Origin of the sequence: Paenibacillus hubeiensis, from assembly GCF_032334105.1 — a bacterium.
Lineage (GTDB): Bacteria > Bacillota > Bacilli > Paenibacillales > Paenibacillaceae > Paenibacillus > Paenibacillus hubeiensis.
In genome coordinates this window covers 62,705-80,424 of sequence record NZ_JAVYAE020000016.1, presented here as the reverse complement: position 1 = coordinate 80,424, position 17,720 = coordinate 62,705, and the positions used below count along the sequence as shown (strand labels likewise).

The 17,720-nt window shown below is 51.7% G+C and carries 12 protein-coding genes; 9 read left to right on the top strand and 3 right to left on the bottom strand.

Annotated elements, in window-relative coordinates:
- Nucleotides 1-160 precede the first annotated feature (160 nt).
- A complete protein-coding gene (locus tag RSX24_RS27360) occupies nt 161-1,873 on the top strand; it encodes a methyl-accepting chemotaxis protein (RefSeq protein ID WP_236415262.1) in 1,713 nt (570 codons plus the stop codon).
- 38 nt (nt 1,874-1,911) lie between these two features.
- A complete protein-coding gene (locus RSX24_RS27355; RefSeq protein ID WP_438286894.1) occupies nt 1,912-2,892 on the top strand; it encodes an RsmD family RNA methyltransferase in 981 nt (326 codons plus the stop codon).
- 73 nt (nt 2,893-2,965) lie between these two features.
- Here RSX24_RS27355 and RSX24_RS27350 read toward each other — a convergent pair whose 3' ends face one another.
- A complete protein-coding gene (locus RSX24_RS27350) occupies nt 2,966-3,922 on the bottom strand; it encodes a D-2-hydroxyacid dehydrogenase (protein ID WP_343262342.1) in 957 nt (318 codons plus the stop codon).
- A gap of 238 nt (nt 3,923-4,160) precedes the next feature.
- On the opposite strand from RSX24_RS27350, the gene thpR reads away from it, so the two are divergent.
- A complete protein-coding gene (gene thpR, locus RSX24_RS27345) occupies nt 4,161-4,724 on the top strand; it encodes an RNA 2',3'-cyclic phosphodiesterase (RefSeq protein ID WP_236415256.1) in 564 nt (187 codons plus the stop codon).
- 125 nt (nt 4,725-4,849) lie between these two features.
- On the top strand, nt 4,850-5,704 hold the full coding sequence (locus tag RSX24_RS27340; RefSeq protein WP_343262341.1) for a cell wall hydrolase: 855 nt from the start codon (nt 4,850-4,852) through the stop codon (nt 5,702-5,704).
- 275 nt (nt 5,705-5,979) lie between these two features.
- On the opposite strand, the gene RSX24_RS27335 is transcribed toward RSX24_RS27340, so the two are convergent.
- On the bottom strand, nt 5,980-7,194 hold the full coding sequence (locus RSX24_RS27335; protein ID WP_236415252.1) for an MGDG synthase family glycosyltransferase: 1,215 nt from the start codon (nt 7,192-7,194) through the stop codon (nt 5,980-5,982).
- Nucleotides 7,195-7,547: 353 nt separating this feature from the next.
- On the opposite strand from RSX24_RS27335, the gene RSX24_RS27330 reads away from it, so the two are divergent.
- The 4 genes from RSX24_RS27330 (at nt 7,548) to RSX24_RS27315 (ending at nt 16,304) form a co-directional block, all read left to right on the top strand.
- On the top strand, nt 7,548-8,129 hold the full coding sequence (locus RSX24_RS27330) for a TetR/AcrR family transcriptional regulator (RefSeq protein WP_236415250.1): 582 nt from the start codon (nt 7,548-7,550) through the stop codon (nt 8,127-8,129).
- 198 nt (nt 8,130-8,327) lie between these two features.
- Nucleotides 8,328-10,613 carry a YhgE/Pip domain-containing protein gene (locus RSX24_RS27325; RefSeq protein ID WP_236415248.1) on the top strand — a complete coding sequence of 762 codons (2,286 nt, stop codon included), beginning with the start codon at nt 8,328-8,330 and terminating at the stop codon, nt 10,611-10,613.
- 705 nt (nt 10,614-11,318) lie between these two features.
- Nucleotides 11,319-15,917 (top strand): glutamate synthase large subunit, encoded by a 4,599-nt coding sequence (gene gltB, locus RSX24_RS27320; protein ID WP_343262340.1) that lies wholly within the window; start codon nt 11,319-11,321, stop codon nt 15,915-15,917.
- A 228-nt stretch (nt 15,918-16,145) separates the two neighbouring features.
- A complete protein-coding gene (locus RSX24_RS27315; protein ID WP_236415245.1) occupies nt 16,146-16,304 on the top strand; it encodes a hypothetical protein in 159 nt (52 codons plus the stop codon).
- 102 nt (nt 16,305-16,406) lie between these two features.
- Here the strand turns inward: RSX24_RS27315 and RSX24_RS27310 are convergent, their stop codons facing one another.
- A complete protein-coding gene (locus tag RSX24_RS27310) occupies nt 16,407-16,775 on the bottom strand; it encodes a helix-turn-helix domain-containing protein (protein ID WP_236415243.1) in 369 nt (122 codons plus the stop codon).
- 389 nt (nt 16,776-17,164) lie between these two features.
- Between RSX24_RS27310 and RSX24_RS27305 the strand changes: the two genes are divergently transcribed.
- The gene (locus RSX24_RS27305; protein WP_339276571.1) at nt 17,165-17,599 is read left to right on the top strand and encodes a hypothetical protein; all 435 of its coding nucleotides are present in this window, start codon (nt 17,165-17,167) and stop codon (nt 17,597-17,599) included.
- Nucleotides 17,600-17,720 lie beyond the last annotated feature (121 nt).

The window sequence follows — 17,720 nt, the reverse complement described above, 5'->3', positions numbered from 1 at the left end:
CATAGATTTAACAAAACCAAGCATGTCTTGCAAAATATCATGTTATAATTTTTTGCGTCTAATATATGTTTTTTTTGCAAGATGACCATAGTAGGGTAAATCAATGACAAAAGGTTCGAAAACGAATTCATGGCCACATCAAACACAAGGGGGAAACCAAATGTTCGGCAGATTCAGGATCAAGAGCATCGGCCTGCGCATCAGCATCGCGTTTTATCTGTTACTCCTCTGTTTAATCGTTCTAAGCGTCACGGTGATTGGCCGCTTGAATTCGATGGAGGCGAATACGAACGATATAACGGACAAATGGATGCCGGCGATCCAGCAGATCAACCATCTGAATTATACGACAGAGCATATTCTGTCGCTCAGCTACCGCCATTTTGATGCACGGGCAGAGGAAAAGAAGTCATTGTCCGAAGAACGGACCACATATATACGCGAAACGGCCCAGACGATCAAAATTTATGATCAGAAGGCGAAAAGCGATGAGGAGCAGCAGCATTGGTCCGATTTCAAAGCCGAATGGGAGGCCTACCTTAAACTGAACGTGCAGGCGATCAAGCTAAGCGACGAAGGACAGACGGAATTGGCGAAGGAAGTATCTGAAAAAGGGGCTGCCTCTTTCGATGATTTGCAGGTGAACCTGAATTACCTGGTGGAGTATAATCGGGAACAATCGGATATCGCTGCGGCGCGAACCATCCGCATCGTGCAGGATGGCAGAATCACCATCATGCTTGGAGTGCTGGCCATGATCCTGATTACCGCCGTGTCCATCCCGATCATTCGCTCGCAGGTCGTCAGGCCGCTTCTCCGGGTGATCAGCGCGGTTAAACTGATTGCTGAAGGCCAATTGAATGTGCAGGACGTACATACCAAATACGAGGATGAAGTGGGCGCTTTGGCAAAAGCCGTGAATGTAATGAAAAGCAATCTGACCTCCATGGTCTTGAACGTCAGACGGATCGCGGAGTCGGTCAATCGTCAGAGCATTGATCTTACGGTTGCATCCGAGGAGGTCAAAATCGGCAGCAGGCAAATCGCCGCAACGATGGAAGAGTCGGCCAGGGCGGCCGAAAGCCAGGCGATGACTGCCGTGGAATCGACACGGGCGGTGACGGGGCTGAACAGCCATATTCAACAGCATGCCGAGCAGGGACGACGGCTTCAGGCCATGTCGGATCAGGTGCTTGAGCAAGGTTTGAATGGCCGTATGGTGATGGAGCAATCGGTGCAGCAGATGCGGCTGATCGCCGGTACCGTCTTTGCTTCGATGAGCAAAATGGAACAACTGGATCGGAAAAACGAGGATATTTCCAAGTTGGTCCAGGTCATTCGTGACATTGCCCGCCAAACCAATCTGCTTGCATTGAATGCCTCGATCGAGGCTGCGCGTGCAGGTGAGAGCGGACGAGGGTTCGCGGTTGTGGCAGCAGAGGTGCGCAGCCTGTCCGAAGCCGTTCAAGCCTCGGTGGAGGAGATTACGGCCATTACGGAAGATATTCAACAGGATTCGCAGGGTGTTGTGGCAGAGCTGCGCCTGGGCGTGCAGGAGACGGAGCGCGGACAGGAACAGGTTCAGGCGACGGGCGAATTGTTCCGGAACATTAGCGAATCGGTGGAAAGCATGGTCGTTGTGATCGCCAAGATGACGGAAGGCCTGAAGGGCATGCAGGAAGCCAGTGCAAGGATGAACGGGTTCAGTCAACAGATTTCGGCGGTCTCCGAGCAAACGGCAGCGAGCGTGGAGGAAGTATCGGCTTCGGCCGAGGAACAGGTGAGCTCAATGGAAACGATCAGCGGCAATGTTCAGCAATTGAAGGCGTTGTCCGGCGATCTGCTCACTTCCATCGAAAAACTGAAAATATAATCTTCTTATTATAGAAGAAGCATGAAGGACGGATAAACATTGTGAAAGAGAAGCTTGCCGATGTCGGCGCCAATACCCCGTATTTGTATACTTTTGCCTGTCATGAAAACGAGCGTGAAATTTGTGCGCTTGAACTGGAAACGATGCTGCTTTCCGGAGTAGAAATGGATGATTCTGCCCGCTCTTATGTGCGCTCCGCGATTCGCAGTGCACCTGGGCGAAGCCCGTTTATCCGGGGCAGGCTGGATATCATCGCCGAAAAGAGAACGGTGTCCGAACTGCAGCCGATCGCTGCAGCGATTCGTCTGGCCGAGGGTGAGACGTTCAAGGTGGTTTGCTTGAAAGAAGGGGACGACATGCCCGATTTCGAGCAAGCGCGTTTGTTGGAAAGGGAAATCGGCATGTGCATTCGCGGAACGGCTAGGATGAAACACCCAAAAATGACTTTTGGCCTAATACAGGCTGGCGGAAAATGGCTCTTCGGTCGATGGACGGAAGCAGACCGGGATTGGTACGATCACCGGCATAAGCCGCAAAATTACTCCACAGGGCTCCCTGTCCATCTCGCCAGGGCGCTTGTCAACATTGCGCTTCCCGAAACGGAAAACCGCCGTTTGCTCGATCCGTGCTGCGGGATGGGCACGGTGATGATCGAAGCTTTATCGATGGGCATCGAAACCGAAGGCAATGATCTGAACCCGCTTGCGGTTCAGGGGGCCCGGGTCAATCTGTCCCATTACGGCTACGATTCGGAACTCGTTGCACTCGGGGACATGAACGACCTCCAGGGAAGATACGATGCGGCGATTCTGGACATGCCGTACAATCTTTGCTCGGTGCTGCCGGATGAGGAACAACGGATGATGCTGACGAGCCTGCGCCGATTGTCGGGACGAGCAGTCATCGTTTCCACCGAAAGGGTGGAACATCGCCTGGAGCAGGCGGGATGGAGGGTGCTGCAGCATCGAACCGTCAGGAAAGGCACGTTTATCCGTCACGTCTGGTTGTGCAGCGAATAACGACCAAATAAAAGAACCTCCGATCCGAGGCAGAACGCCGCAGCGGATTCGGAGGTTCTTTGTGCTGCCTGATTCAATACTTGTGCTCGTAATCCACCAGATTGCGGTGCAAAGACCCGTCTTCCAGATACGTTTGCAGGTTATCGATAAAAATATCCAATGCCCGGTCGGTGTATAGCTCCGTGCTGCCGGCAATATGCGGCGTGATCAGCACGTTCTCCTTGCTCCACAACGGATGGTCGGCGGGCAGCGGTTCTTCTTCAAAGACGTCCAGTGCCGCGAAAGCCAGTGATCCGTTATCCAATGCGCGAAGAAGGGCGGCGGTGTCCACGCTGGGACCGCGTCCCACGTTGACGAAGCATGCTCCCGGTTTGCAGCGCGCGAACGCGGCATCATTGTATGCATGATGCGTTTCATCGGTAAGCGGCAAAATGTTAATGATGTAGTCGCCCTGTGCCAACGCTTCGTGGAAGCCGGACATATCGTACATCCGATCCACATGGGGAGTGTCCTTGCCTGAACGGCGCACGCCAATGACTTTCATGCCGAGGGCCTTGAGGATTCTCGCGGTTTCCGTTCCGATTTCCCCGACGCCGGCGATGACGGCCGTTTTGCCATTCAATTCGGGCAGCGGCTTGCCTGGGGATGTCCATTCGGCATGCTGTTGATGCAGCATAGCTTGTCTTAACCAACGGCTATGGGAAAGCATCATGCCCAAAATGATTTCGGTGATGGGAACGGCATGTACGCCGTTGGCGCTGGTGACCCGAATGTTCTTTTGTTCCAATTGGGCAAAGGGAAGGCTGTCGACACCCGCGGACCACACCTGAATCCACTTCAACGGACTGTCCTGCGACAAAACGTGTTCAGTGATCAATGGGGACCAGCCGACAATGATCTCGGCTTCCGACAATTGTTTGGGATCCAGTTCTTTGGCTTTGCCGACAATGAGCGAATAACCAGGTGCAGCATCCGTAATCCGTTGTTTCTGTTCCTTGGATAATGTTGGAAAACATACGATTTTACCCATGATTGCCCTCCTGAATTTGAATGTAGTCTGATTTAATTTTAACAAATTTGAGCAGAATGTGCAGAGAAGGCAGGTATGAAGCCTCATGAATATCGCTCTGTTCTATGTCAATCTGGACGTAGGCGACTTGAAAGAATCTCTTTGAATATGGAATAATAGATCATACTTTAGCGGGGTGGATACAATGAGTAATGATTTACATAATAGTTTTGGTGGTGTTTCCCATGGGAGGGAAAGATTGTTCACAGCGATTCGTTTGCCGTCCAAACTTCAGGAATTTCTTCGGTTGGAGGCGGAATGGGCGCAGACCAGGCTCGATTTTCGCAAATGGACAGATCATAGGGACTACCATATTACCTTGCAATTTTTGGGAGATACGCCTTCTGCCGAAATCGGGAAGTTGAAGAAAGTGCTGAGGGAGGCAAGCTTGGCATTCCAACCGTTTTCCTTGAACATATCCGACTGGGGGACATTCGGGCTTGAACGTGCACCGAAGGTTTTGTGGAAGGGTGTTAGCGGAGACGTGGAGCGATTGCACTCTCTGCAAAAACATATCGTGGAGTCAACGGCCCAACTGGGTTTTCAGGCAGAGCTGAGACCGTATCGCCCGCACATCACGATGGCGCGCAAATTTGTGGGTCAGGTTCCAGAACATACGCAAAATGGTATTTTCGACCTGCTCCCTGGACATTCCTCTCCTGTGAATTCATGGACGGTAGATGGGTTTGTACTTTATGTGACAAGGCTTGGACAAATCCCCATGTACGAGGTCGTGGATACGTTTTCATTTTCCTGTAAATAAGTATTTTTACATAAAATCACATTGACATTACGTTTATCCCTATGTAATATTAGCCAACGTTATTCAATTTCTTTTTTTGAGGTTACTTAGTTTAGGGAATTGCTGCGACAGGAGGAATCTTCGAGATGGATCTTATAAACAAAAATCGTTGGGTAGCACCGATGTTATCTGTGCTGCTTGTGTGCATATTGGGGGTAAATTTAGTTCAGGCATCCGGGAAATGGAATGAGGCGAGTGAAAGCAAACAAATGAGCGAAGTGGCGGCGCCAGGGCCTGACGGACAATCCGTTGCCGCAGGAGATAGGCGAGTGATGGAAGACAGGACCAGTCTGTCCGCAAGCACGACCCTCCAGTCCGATTGGAAACATGCGACACCTGCGCAAAAATGGTTCACGACTGCCTTGGACAAGCAGGAGAAAGAGGAAGCCAAGGCCAAACGACAGGTTCAGGCTGCAGCTCAGGCCAAAGCGAAGAAAGAAGCTGCGTTAAAGCTGGCCGGAACGAAAAAGGCCAAAGCGGCTGCTGCAACGACAACTCCCCCCCACAAACTATACTTTACGCGGACCAAACTGCTCAGTCAGGAAGACCGGAAATCAGCCACCTGGTCGTATACTGTGTCCGATAAAGAGCTGTTTCTGCTGCAGAAAATCGTCATGGCAGAAGCGGAAGGCGAACCGTACGAAGGCAAAGTGGCAGTGGCCAACGTTGTCTTGAACCGGCTGCGGTCAGCCAATTTTCCCGATACCATTCACAAGGTTATCTATCAAAAATCCCAATTCAGTCCTGTGGCTAACGGGCGCCTGGATCGCGTAACTCCGAACGAGGAGTGTGTCAGGGCCGTGAATGCCGCGTTGAATGGAACGAAGGAAGTACCGGATAATACGTATTATTTTCTTTCGTTGACGCTGGCGGACGACTTGACGGTCGCCAAATCGCAGAAAAAAGTCAAGACCATCGGAAATCATACTTTTTATAAATAAAGGCCCTTTAATTCTGCAAACAGGCAGGGTAGTTCACTAATCGATGTTTTTTGCAACGATTTTCCCTCGGGAAAAAAGCGAATTTGCAGGGCGTTATTTCGAATATTCACCGTTAAGTATTTCCTTTTTTGCGGTAGTTATTCGGTGATCGTTCATTAAAATGACAAGGTCCCCGTCCATGCTGATGGACGAGGACCTTATTTATCTGTACAAATTTATTTCGTGCATATTCTTCTAATGTCCTCTCAGATCGATTCTAAGGGGTCATAGAGAGGTTAATACGGCAAACGGGTACCTGACAAAGATCTGGCTGTAATTCCGGCTGAAACAAGCTCCTTGGGCGCTGATATGAATTCTGCTGCCATCGGGAACAATAAGTCATGAACCGTTTGGGCACAGCACGTCGGATCATAGCTTTGTGTTTTCGGAGAATGAATCGTTTTCTGGCTTGAAGGCTCTGGCGATAACGTGCCTCCCGTGCTTAATTGCCCGAAATAATTCGCGATGACTTCAGGTGAGTGAATGACTTGGCCGTATCCTGCTTGTACGAAATACTCGCAATTCTCCTCTTCCTGTCCGGGAAGGGGCGGCACGAACAGCATGGGCAATTTTTTGGCCATCGCTTCCGTGCAGGTCATGCCGCCAGGCTTCGTGATGAGCACGTCGGACGCATCCATCAGCTTGCTGACTTCCCGGGTGTATCCGATAATGCGGATATTGGGATGCTGGAAGCAAGGCATTTCCTTCATTTTCGCCATCATTTTGGCATTGCTGCCCAGACAGAAGAGCAGCTGGATGCGATCTGCCCAGGATGCAAGCGACTTTAGATGGTCTTCGTCAAAGGAGAGTCCCCATCCTCCGCCCATGAGCAGGGCCGTGGGCATTTGCTCCAGGCCAAGCTCGCGCCGGATCAGCGTTTTGTCGCCCTGCTCCCAAAAATCGGGATGCACGGGAATGCCTGTGACCCGAATGCGGGCCGGATCAACGCCGCGAATTTCAAGCAGTGCTTTGACCTGAGAGGTAGGGACCAGAAAATGGTTTACTTCAGGCGTAATCCAGGTACCATGGGCATCGTAATCCGTGACAAGCGTATACAGCGGAATGTTGAGCCCCTGGCGCTTGAGCCGGGAAATGACCGCATTCGGGAAAGGATGGGTACAGATCACGGCATCCGGCTTCAATTGGGAAATGACCTGGGCCGTCTGCGTATAAAAAATGCGGTGCAAAGCAAGCCTGGTGAAGCCGTTCAGCGATTTATTATATTGTGTCCGGTAAAGCAGGCTGACCAGCTTGGGCTGGACGGATAACGTCTTGCGGTATGCCGAGAAGATCAGCGGAGCCATCGTAGGGTTAAGAAACTTTCCGAGTTCGATGACGCGGCTATGAACCTGGGGGTTGAGTTGTTTGATGCCGCTCGCAAGTGCATGGGCGGCTTGAGTGTGACCGGTGCCGAAACCTTCCGATAGCAAGAGTACTCTTGGTTTTCGCATGAGTTCACCTTTATTCATAAGTTTTCATATATAACGATTATCGCTGTGCCTAAGGCTTGTTACTACATGGATATACAGTGGAATGATGAATGATGTTCATTCATTAATGTTTACACGTTTTTACGATTCTGATACCACTAGACTTCATGTCTGCCCGTGTTGAGTATGACACCATAACTATAGACGACGACAGGAACGGTTTCCACTGCATTTCGGTTAAAAAAAATTAACACAAATTTGGGATGTTAGTCTTGCAATCTGTTCAATATGATGGTATTGTAACTTTTGACCGAATGACTAAATTGTATTTTTGGTCATTCATAAGTGGAATAACATGCAAAGGAGGGGGAGAGATGGCTCCGATCGACCGGAGACAACAGGTGATACAGGCGGCTGCGCAGTCGTTTTCCATGTTCGGCTATAAGGCAACCACGATGGATCAGGTGGCGAAGATCGCTAATGTCGGCAAAGGGACGATCTACACTTTTTTCACGAATAAAGAGCAGTTGTTCGACCAGATTCTGGTGGAAGTGATCCAGGAAATGAAGAACATTGCCCACAGGGAGGTTCACCGGGAGAGCACGTTTTTTGATAATTTGTTTCGGGTGCTGGACTCGTTGCTGGAATTCCGACGCGATCATGAGCTGCTTGTGAAGCTTTCCCAGGAGTTGAAGGATTTCGGGACGCTGCAGGCCAAGGACGGCTTGGAAAAAGTAGAGAAGGTCATTTCCGACTTTTTGGCCAGTCACTTGGAGAAGGCAAAGGAGCGCGGGGAAATCAAGGACTGCGATCCGAACATCGTGTCTTTTATGATGATCCGCTTGTACATTGCGCTGACCTCGGATTGGAACAAACAGCATGAACCTCTTGGCAAAGAGGAAATCAAGAATCATTTTCGCCTTTTTTTAATGGAAGGAATTGCTGCAGCAACGTAAACCATACTTGTTCTATAATAGTAGAATGGCGTTTGAGGAGCATGATCCATGCATAGGTTGCGGCAGTGAGGCTTGTCGGGAGACAGGTTGTTTTTTTGCTCTGGATTGACCGTTTGGGGAAAGTGGTCATTCCGTATTTCTGAAAATTTCATAATAAGTCCTGCTCCATGAGCAGAGAGAAGTAAGGGGAGAAACCAATTGAAATCATTATCCGTGTTTTTCAAGGATGTGGGATCGGCCGTGAGAAACCCGAAGGTGTTGATCCCCGTCATTGCTGTCATGTTTATTCCTATTTTGTATAGCGGTATCTACCTTGCCGCATACTGGGACCCATACGGTAAAGTGGATCAGATGCCGGTTGCGGTGGTCAATCTCGACAAAGGAGCTGAGCTTGAAGGCAAATCCCTTCATATCGGCAACGATCTGATCGACGAGCTCAAAAAGAACGATGACTTCAAGTGGGACTTTGTATCCGCGGAGCAAGCCAAAAAAGGCATTCAGGATGACAAGTACTACATGCAGATCACGATTCCGCAAAATTTCTCGTCCCAGGCGACAACGCTGCTGGACGACAAACCGCAGCCTGCGGAGTTGATCTACGAGCCGAACGGCAATTACAGCTTCGTCGGTGCGCAGATCGGCAAAACGGCCATCAAGGACCTGAAATCGAAGGTGTCCGCCAAAGTGACCGAGGCCTATGCGGAGACGCTGCTCGACAAGTTCTCCGAAGTATCGGACGGATTGGCTGATGCAGGCGAAGGCGCAGGCAAGCTGACGGACGGTGCTGGCGAACTGGACGACGGCGCAGTGAAGCTCAAGGATAATTTGGCGAAGCTGGCCGACGGGACATTGGAACTCCAAAAAGGATTGTCTCCGCTGAGCGATGGCGTCAGTGCGCTGCATACCGGCGCAAGTAAGCTCGAAACAGGAACGGCGAGCCTGGTGTCCGGATTGAATCAACTTCACACAGCGGCCCAAACGCAGCTGCAAAGCGGTGCGGACCAGTTGAAAGAAGGCAGCGACAAGCTGGCTGCAGGACTTAAGTCCTCCCTGGATGGAACGAGCAAGCTGCAAACCGGGCTCCAATCATCCGAACAGGGAAGCGCCCAGTTGTCCGAAGGGCTGCAAAGCGCAGTGGAGGGCAGCAGCAAGCTGTCAAACGGACTGCAGTCTGCGGTGGACGGCAGCGAAAAGGTGGCCGGCGGAGCGAAAAGCGTTGCCGACGGCTTGAAGCAACTTGCGGCGTCGAATCCGGAACTGGCCGCAAGCGAGGATGTGCAGAAGCTGCTGGCTGCAAGTGAGGCCGTAGCCGACGGCAGCGCGCAGCTGCACGAGAGCGAGCAGCAGCTGGCCGCAGGGGCAGCGCAATTGCATGAGGGCAACCAGAAGCTTGCCGCAGGGGCTGCCCAATTGCATGACGGCCAGAAACAATTGCTTGCCGGTGCAGACCAACTGGTGAACGGTCAGCAGCAGCTGCTGACAGGAGCCGGTCAACTTAGCCAAGGCGGCGCGAAGTTGTCCGACGGGCTGAAACAATTCACCGCCAAGCTGGGCGAAGCCGCGAGCGGCGGCACGCAGCTGGCGGACGGTGCCAAACAGCTGGGTACAGGCACAAGCGCGCTGCAAACGGGTGTGAGCAAGCTCAGCAACGGTGTCAGCACGCTGACCGATGGATCGAAACAGCTCGGCGATGGTGCAGGCAAGCTGTCAAACGGCTTGTCCGAACTGAAGGACGGTTCTAGCGAGCTTGCCACCAAACTGAATGACGCTGCCGACAAAACGTCGGAAGTGAAGAAAACGGATGATGTGGTTAGCATGTTCGCCGAACCGGTGAACTCTTCGGAGAACGAAGCCGAAGGGGTATCCAACTATGGTACCGGACTGACGCCGTTCTTCCTGTCGATCGGGTTGTTCGTTGGATCGCTCATTTCCACGATCATTCTAAAAATGCGTGACACGTCCGTGCCGAACGCATCCGGTTGGAGCCGGTTTGTCAGCCGTACACTTGTCTTTGGTGGCATGAGCGTGTTCCAGTCGGTCATTGTGGCCAGCTTTATGCTCTATGGTCTCGGTCTGGAAACGCACAGCGTGCCGCTGTTCTACCTGTTCACGATCATTACGGGCCTGACCTTCATGTTTATCGTGCAGGCGCTCGTAACCTGGCTCGACCTGCCTGGGCGTTACGTGGTCATCCTGCTGCTGGTATTCCAGTTGGCGGCAAGCGCCGGAACATTCCCGGTGGAATTGATTCCAGGCTGGCTGCAATCGTTCAGCCCTTGGCTGCCGATGACGCATAGCATCATGGGCTTCAAAGCCGTCGTTTCCAGCGGCAACTTTGACGTGATGTGGCATCAGGCCGGAATACTCGCCATCTATGCGGGTGCATCGGTGCTGCTCACATTGGGCTTCTTCCTTTGGAACGGCAAACGTCGCACGAAAAAAGCGGCGGAAGCAGCGGAATCGGGTCAAGTCGTGACGGCATAATATTGAAGTGAACCGGAGTTTGGAACCGGCATTTGGTGGTTCATTCGAAACCGGGATGTGAAAGTGGTTGAAAAACGATCAATTCACTATCAAAATTATGCAATATAGTGTACAAAAAGTGCAAATAGCTTATGCCCCCTAAAAAGGGCATAAGCTATTTTTGCATAGGATTGCATGCCTGGCGCGCGATTTGCTGGACCGCAGGATCCGATTTTGGCGAAAAGAGGGGGAAATGCAGGCCCCATATGGAATGTTTTTCTTTTGTCAGCAGATAAAATCAGTTGTACTCTTGCGCGAAATGTGTATAATTATTCGAAAAAGAGTTGGATTTTAGCGTTACTGCACTAACGCTTCACTGCAAAACAATTCTTATCAGAGGTATTAAAAAGTTTAAATTGCGCTGATGTTAGGTCGGTGTTAAAATGATAGAACTTATTAAACACGTCGCTCCATTTTTAACGGCCATGCCAGTGGCCGAAAATGCCAATCATCATGCATTCGTACCCGCCCGGGCCGCGGACGGCATGTAACCTTCAAGGCATATACCGAACTACGACAGTGCTCTTGAATCGGACGGCCATTGTGCCGCCGCTCCGCAATTTTGGCAGGCACTTGCATCAAGTTGCCGGCTCCTCCCGTCTCAATGTTGCTTGTCGCCAAAGTCTGGATCTCCGAAATACTTCATTAATAGAAAGGTTGCGTTCCATGAAACAGATCGGATTACCACCCAAACAGGGTCTGTATGACCCGCAATTCGAAAAAGATGCATGCGGAATGGGCTTTGTGGCCCATATCAAAGGTGTAGCTTCACACGATATCGTTAGCCAGGCGCTGACCATGCTCAGTAACATGGAGCACCGTGGCGGACAGGGCAGTGAACCGAATTCCGGTGACGGAGCCGGTATTTTGATCCAGATTCCTCATCGCTTTTTTGCGAAGGAGGCGGAACGTCTCGGTTTTGCTTTGCCAGAACAAGGACATTATGGCGTAGGTATGCTCTTCCTTTCCCATGATCCGGCCATTCGCAGCGCCCATGAGGAAGGCCTCAAAAAAATCATTGAAGAAGAAGGCCAAACGGTGCTCGGATTCCGCGATGTGCCTACCTACGATGGCATGCTGGGTCGTTCCGCGCTTGCAGCGAAACCTCATGTCCGTCAGGTATTCATCGGCAAGTCCGAGGACATCAAGGACGAGATGGCTTTTGAGCGCAAGCTGTACGTCATTCGCAGACGCGCGGAGCTGGCGATCCGTTATTCGGCTGAGGCACAAGCCGGCGATTCCTTCTATCTGCCAAGCTTGTCTTGCCGCAAAGTGGTATATAAAGGAATGCTTACGACAGAGCAGGTCGGAGAATTTTACCTGGATCTGCAGGAGGACCTGGTGGAATCCGCCATCGCGCTCGTGCACTCCCGTTTCAGCACGAACACGTTCCCGAGCTGGGAACGCGCGCATCCATACCGCTTCATGATCCACAACGGCGAGATCAATACGATGCGCGGCAACGTGAACTGGATGCATGCTCGCCAGTCGCTGTTCGAGAGCGAAGTGTTCGGCAGCGACATCGACAAAGTGAAACCGATCATCAACCCGGACGGCTCGGATACCGCGATGTTCGACAATACGCTGGAGTTCCTTTATTTGAGCGGACGTTCCCTGCCTCAGGTGGCCATGATGATGGTACCGGAGCCGTGGAGCACGGATGAAGGCATGGATCCGGCCAAAAAAGCATTTTATGAGTACCACAGCACGCTGATGGAGCCATGGGATGGACCGGCGGCGATGGGCATCACCGACGGCGTGCAAATTTGCGCAACGCTGGACCGCAACGGTTTGCGTCCTGCCCGTTATTATGTAACGAAAGACGACCGCATTATTTTGTCCTCCGAGGTAGGGGTACTGGATATCGCACCGGAAGACATCCTTTACAAAGACCGTCTGCGTCCTGGACGGATGCTGATCGTGGATACGCAGGAAGGACGCATTATCTCCGATGAGGAAGCAAAAGCGAAAATCGCGGCTGAAAATCCGTACCAGGCATGGCTGGACGAACATCTCGTAGACCTGAAGGAACTGCCTGAAGCGCCTGAGCTGCCGGAGCCGAAGCATGATAACGTGACCCAGCTGCAGCTTGCGTACGGTTATTCCTTCGAAGAACTGCGCAAAATTCTGGAGCCGATGGCGTCCACCGGAATGGAAGCGACAGGTTCGATGGGATACGATGCACCGCTTGCGGTGTTGTCCGATCGCCCGCAGCGGTTGTACAACTACTTCAAGCAGATGTTTGCCCAAGTCACGAACCCGCCGATCGATGCGATTCGTGAGGAGATCGTAACCTCGACGGCAACGACCATCGGGCCTGAGCGCAACCTGCTGAACCCGGAACCGGAGAGCTGTCGTCAGATTCGTCTCGAGACGCCGGTTCTGTCCAACGAGGATTTTGCGAAAATCCGCCACGTCCGCCGTCCGGGCTTCCGCTCGATGACGATTCCGATCTTCTTCGCGGCGAAAGAAGGCGCGGAAGGATTGCGCAAAGCGATGGACCTGCTCTTCGAAGCAGCGGATCGCGTTATTGATAAAGGACACAACATCCTGATCCTGTCGGACCGCGGCGTGGATGCGGAAAATGCAGCCATTCCTGCATTGCTTGCCGTTGCCGGTCTGCACCATCATCTGATCCGTCAGGGGACAAGAACGAAAGTCAGCATTTTGCTGGAATCGGGAGAACCGCGCGACATTCATCACTATGCCCTGCTGCTTGGCTATGGGGTAAGCGCCGTGAACCCGTATCTGGCATTCGAAACGCTGGATGACATGATCCGCCAAGGCATGCTGCGCGGCATCTCGCATGAGAAGGCGGTTAAAAACTATATTAAAGCGGCGACCAAAGGGGTTATTAAAATCCTGTCCAAAATGGGGATTTCCACGATCCAGTCCTATCGCGGAGCACAAATCTTCGAAGCGGTCGGTTTGAAATCCGATTTCGTGGACCGCTATTTCACCTGGACGCCTTCCCGGATCGGCGGGATTGGCTTGGAAGAAGTCGCTGCGGAGGCGCTTAGCCACCACAACCGCGCGTTTACGGAGAAGGACGGCAATGACAAAGTGCTGGATTCCGGCGGTGAATACCAATGGCGCAATGACGGGGAGGAGCATCTGTTCAACCCGCAAACGATCCACACGCTGCAGCACGCCGTTCGCACCGGTGATTATAAACTGTACAAAAAGTATTCCAAGCTGGTACAGGGCGAGAACGAGCAAATGCTCACCATCCGTTCCATGCTGAAGCTGAAACCGGCCGGTCCAGCCATTCCGCTGGATGAGGTTGAGCCGCTCGAAGCGATCATGCGTCGTTTCAAAACGGGAGCCATGTCTTTCGGTTCCATCAGCAAAGAGGCGCATGAGGACCTCGCGATTGCAATGAACCGCGTCGGCGGCAAATCGAACACGGGCGAAGGCGGGGAAGATCCAGCACGTTTCGTGCCGGATGCCAACGGCGATTCCCGTCGCAGCGCGATCAAACAGGTTGCGTCCGGCCGATTCGGCGTAACGTCCAACTACCTGGTCAACGCGGACGAAATCCAGATCAAAATGGCCCAGGGCGCAAAACCGGGCGAGGGCGGGCAGCTGCCTGGACGCAAAGTGTATCCTTGGGTTGCCGAGGTCCGCGGATCAACGCCTGGCGTAGGTCTGATCTCTCCGCCGCCGCATCACGACATCTACTCCATCGAGGATTTGGCGGAGCTCATCTATGATCTCAAAAACGCCAACCCTCGCGCGGAAATCAACGTGAAGCTGGTATCCGAAGTGGGCGTAGGAACGATCGCGGCCGGCGTAGCCAAAGGCCGTGCAGACATCATTCTCGTCAGCGGATACGATGGGGGTACAGGTGCATCACCTCAAGGTTCGATCCGCCATGCGGGCATGCCGTGGGAGCTTGGCTTGGCGGAGACACACCAGACGTTAATGCTCAACAACTTGCGTGATCGCATCGTGCTGGAGACCGATGGTAAAATGCTCAATGGTCGTGACCTTGCAGTTGCGGCTTTGCTTGGAGCCGAAGAATACGGATTCTCGACGGCACCGCTCGTGGCGCTGGGATGCATCATGATGCGTGTATGTCAAATGGATACTTGTCCGGTGGGCGTGGCCACGCAAAATCCGGAACTGCGCAAAAATTATATGGGCGATCCGGCCCATGTCGTAAACTTCATGCGTTTCGTCGCCGAAGAAATGCGCGAAATCATGGCAGAATTGGGCTTCCGCACGATCCAAGAGATGGTTGGCCGTACCGACTGTCTGGAAGCTGCCGATGCCGCGGACCATTGGAAGAAAAAAGGCGTGGATCTGTCCGTGCTGCTGCACGTGCCGGAAATGCCGGAAGGTTCTGCGCGCTACCGTACGCAGTTCCAGAACCATGGTCTGGAAGAAACGCTGGATATGCAGCAGCTGCTGCCGCTGGCGCAGCCTGCGCTCGAATCCGGGCAACCGGTGGAAGGCGTGCTGCCGATCACCAACGTCAACCGTGCCGTCGGAACCATTCTGGGCAGCGAGGTTACGCGCAAATATGGTCTTGCCGGACTGCCTGAGGACACCATTCAATTCAAATTCATCGGCTCTGCGGGACAAAGCTTCGGTGCGTTTATTCCAAAAGGCATGACGATGACGGTTGAAGGGGATTCCAATGACTATGTAGGTAAAGGACTGTCCGGAGGCAAACTGATTGTGATGCCTTCTCCGAAAGCGACATTTGCGGCTGAGGAAAACATCATCATCGGCAACACCGCCCTGTATGGAGCAACCAGCGGGGAAGCGTACATTCGCGGAATCGCCGGCGAACGCTTTGCGGTTCGTAATTCGGGGGCTAACGTCGTCGTGGAAGGCGTGGGAGACCATGGCTGTGAATACATGACCGGTGGGCGCGTTGTCGTGCTCGGCGATACAGGCCGTAACTTTGCGGCAGGAATGTCCGGAGGCATAGCATACGTTTATGATCCGAAAGGCACATTCTTGCAGCGGTGCAACCTGGAGATGGTTCTGCTTGAACGTGTGGAAAGCACGGAAGAGAGTGCCGAACTGCGCGGCATGATCCAGCGCCATGTGGCCTTCACTGGCAGTGAAGCGGGTCAGCGCATTCTGGATCAATGGCAGTCATCCCTGGCTGACTTCGTTCGTGTCATTCCGAAGGACTTCAAACGCATGACGGAACAAATTGAGCGTGCACAGGCTTCGGGCCTGACGGGCGAAGCTGCGCTGCTGGCCGCTTTCGAAGCCAATATGCGTGAGCTTGCTCGAACCGGAGGCTAAGCCGTCCGTTTATATTCAAACATTTTGCTTCATTATATAACCGAAAATAAAAGCAGGAGCCTAACGACAACGCGATTGGTGTCGTTAGGCTCCTGTTTTGTTTTCGACAAAATTAGAACCACCCTCAAAAACGTTCTCGCCACAAGACGACAACATAGATATGGCAACTCAAGTATAATAAGAACAGTTTTGGAGTCAGGAAAGTATAGTAAAGAGAGGGTTAGCGGAATGAATATGAAGCATCCACACAGTCGCAGACCTAGACCGACAAAAGGCAAACCGGTGGAAACTACCAAGCTGGACATCACCAAGGTGTTGCTGCAATGCGGGATCAAACCTGAACGCTGGGAACAATTCGTATCCTCCGCGACCGGCAAGCGTTCTTGACCGCAATGACATACATGGATCGGAGGGAAATAAAGAAGAGACGAAAAAACCCAGGTACCGAAAAAGATCATCTTCATCGGACTGGGTCTTTTTATTTGTTCCTCATTTCATGCTGCGTTCCATCCGGACAAAAGCAATAAAGCGACGGGCCTCTTCTTCGGTAAGAGGTTTACCGTCGATCATTAAATCGAAACGATCCAGCACTTCCTTGTCCGATAATTCAAGGGAGTCCACGAATTCCCGCACATCTTCGTCCATCACCACATCCGTGTGTTGCGTGCGGCCAACGAGATAATCGATAGATACCCCAAAGATATCGGCAAGTTTGGTTAAGACTTCAAAATCGGGTTTGCGACGATTCTTTTCATAGTGAGAGAGAGCAGCTCTGGTGATATGAATGGAGCTCGCAAGTTCTTCTTGAGTAAGTCCCCGCTGTTCCCTTAATTCAGCAATGCGATTTCCGTAATTCATAAGCTTATCCCCCTGAACGCCAAGTCAAATAATTTTCAACGATCCCAAGCCATTATTTTGATCAGGGCAGCTATCTGCAATACGTCGAACAAGATCCGGCATTCCGATCAAGCCAATATTTATCCCGGGCCCAGTTCGAAAAAGTAATATCTTCCCATGGATTCTGACCAAATATAGTTCTGTCTAAGGACATCTCATATTGTCGTATATCAAAAGAACCATGTCCAAATACCGCTTGACATGATACTTATTGTATCGTAAATTGAACCTATAGAGTTACGAAATGTATCATTTGGAATAATTTAAGTGTAACCAAGCTGCCTGCACAATATACATCCGGCAAGATGCGTCATATTGCGGGCTATCCCATCCTTTAAAGGAATGAAAACATGGAACCAATGTTAAGCGAGTGGGCCAAATTGGAACTAAACGTTCATATGTACATTCACGCGTTTCAAGGCAAACAGGTAGAACGAAAGCGGCGTCCAGTTATGCTGCTCGGCATGGATACCAAGGAGCTCACGTTCCTTAGCGATCTAGACCTGCCCATCTCACCGGAAATGGTGATCGGATTGGACGTGGAAGATCATCATGCGTGCTTGCGGCTTCAAGCCGTACTTCAATGGAAGCAGCCGTTTGGAGAGCTGATATTGTATCATTCAAAGCTGCATATTCAGCAAGAGCAAGCACTATATATAACAGGACAGTTAAACAACATGCTTCGAGATGTGCAGTTTCCGGTTGTTCCGCGAGATCCGTATGAAAAATCGCCGCAACCCCCGATTACTGCGAAAAACATCCATTACATCGATTTTACCATATAAAGTCGAAGGCAATCTAAACATTTTCTAAACAAGCATTACTTAACGCCATTTTACTATATTTTATGTCGTTATGCATTAGTTCTTTAACACCAAAACAATTGCGCAAGAAATACGGGGCGAG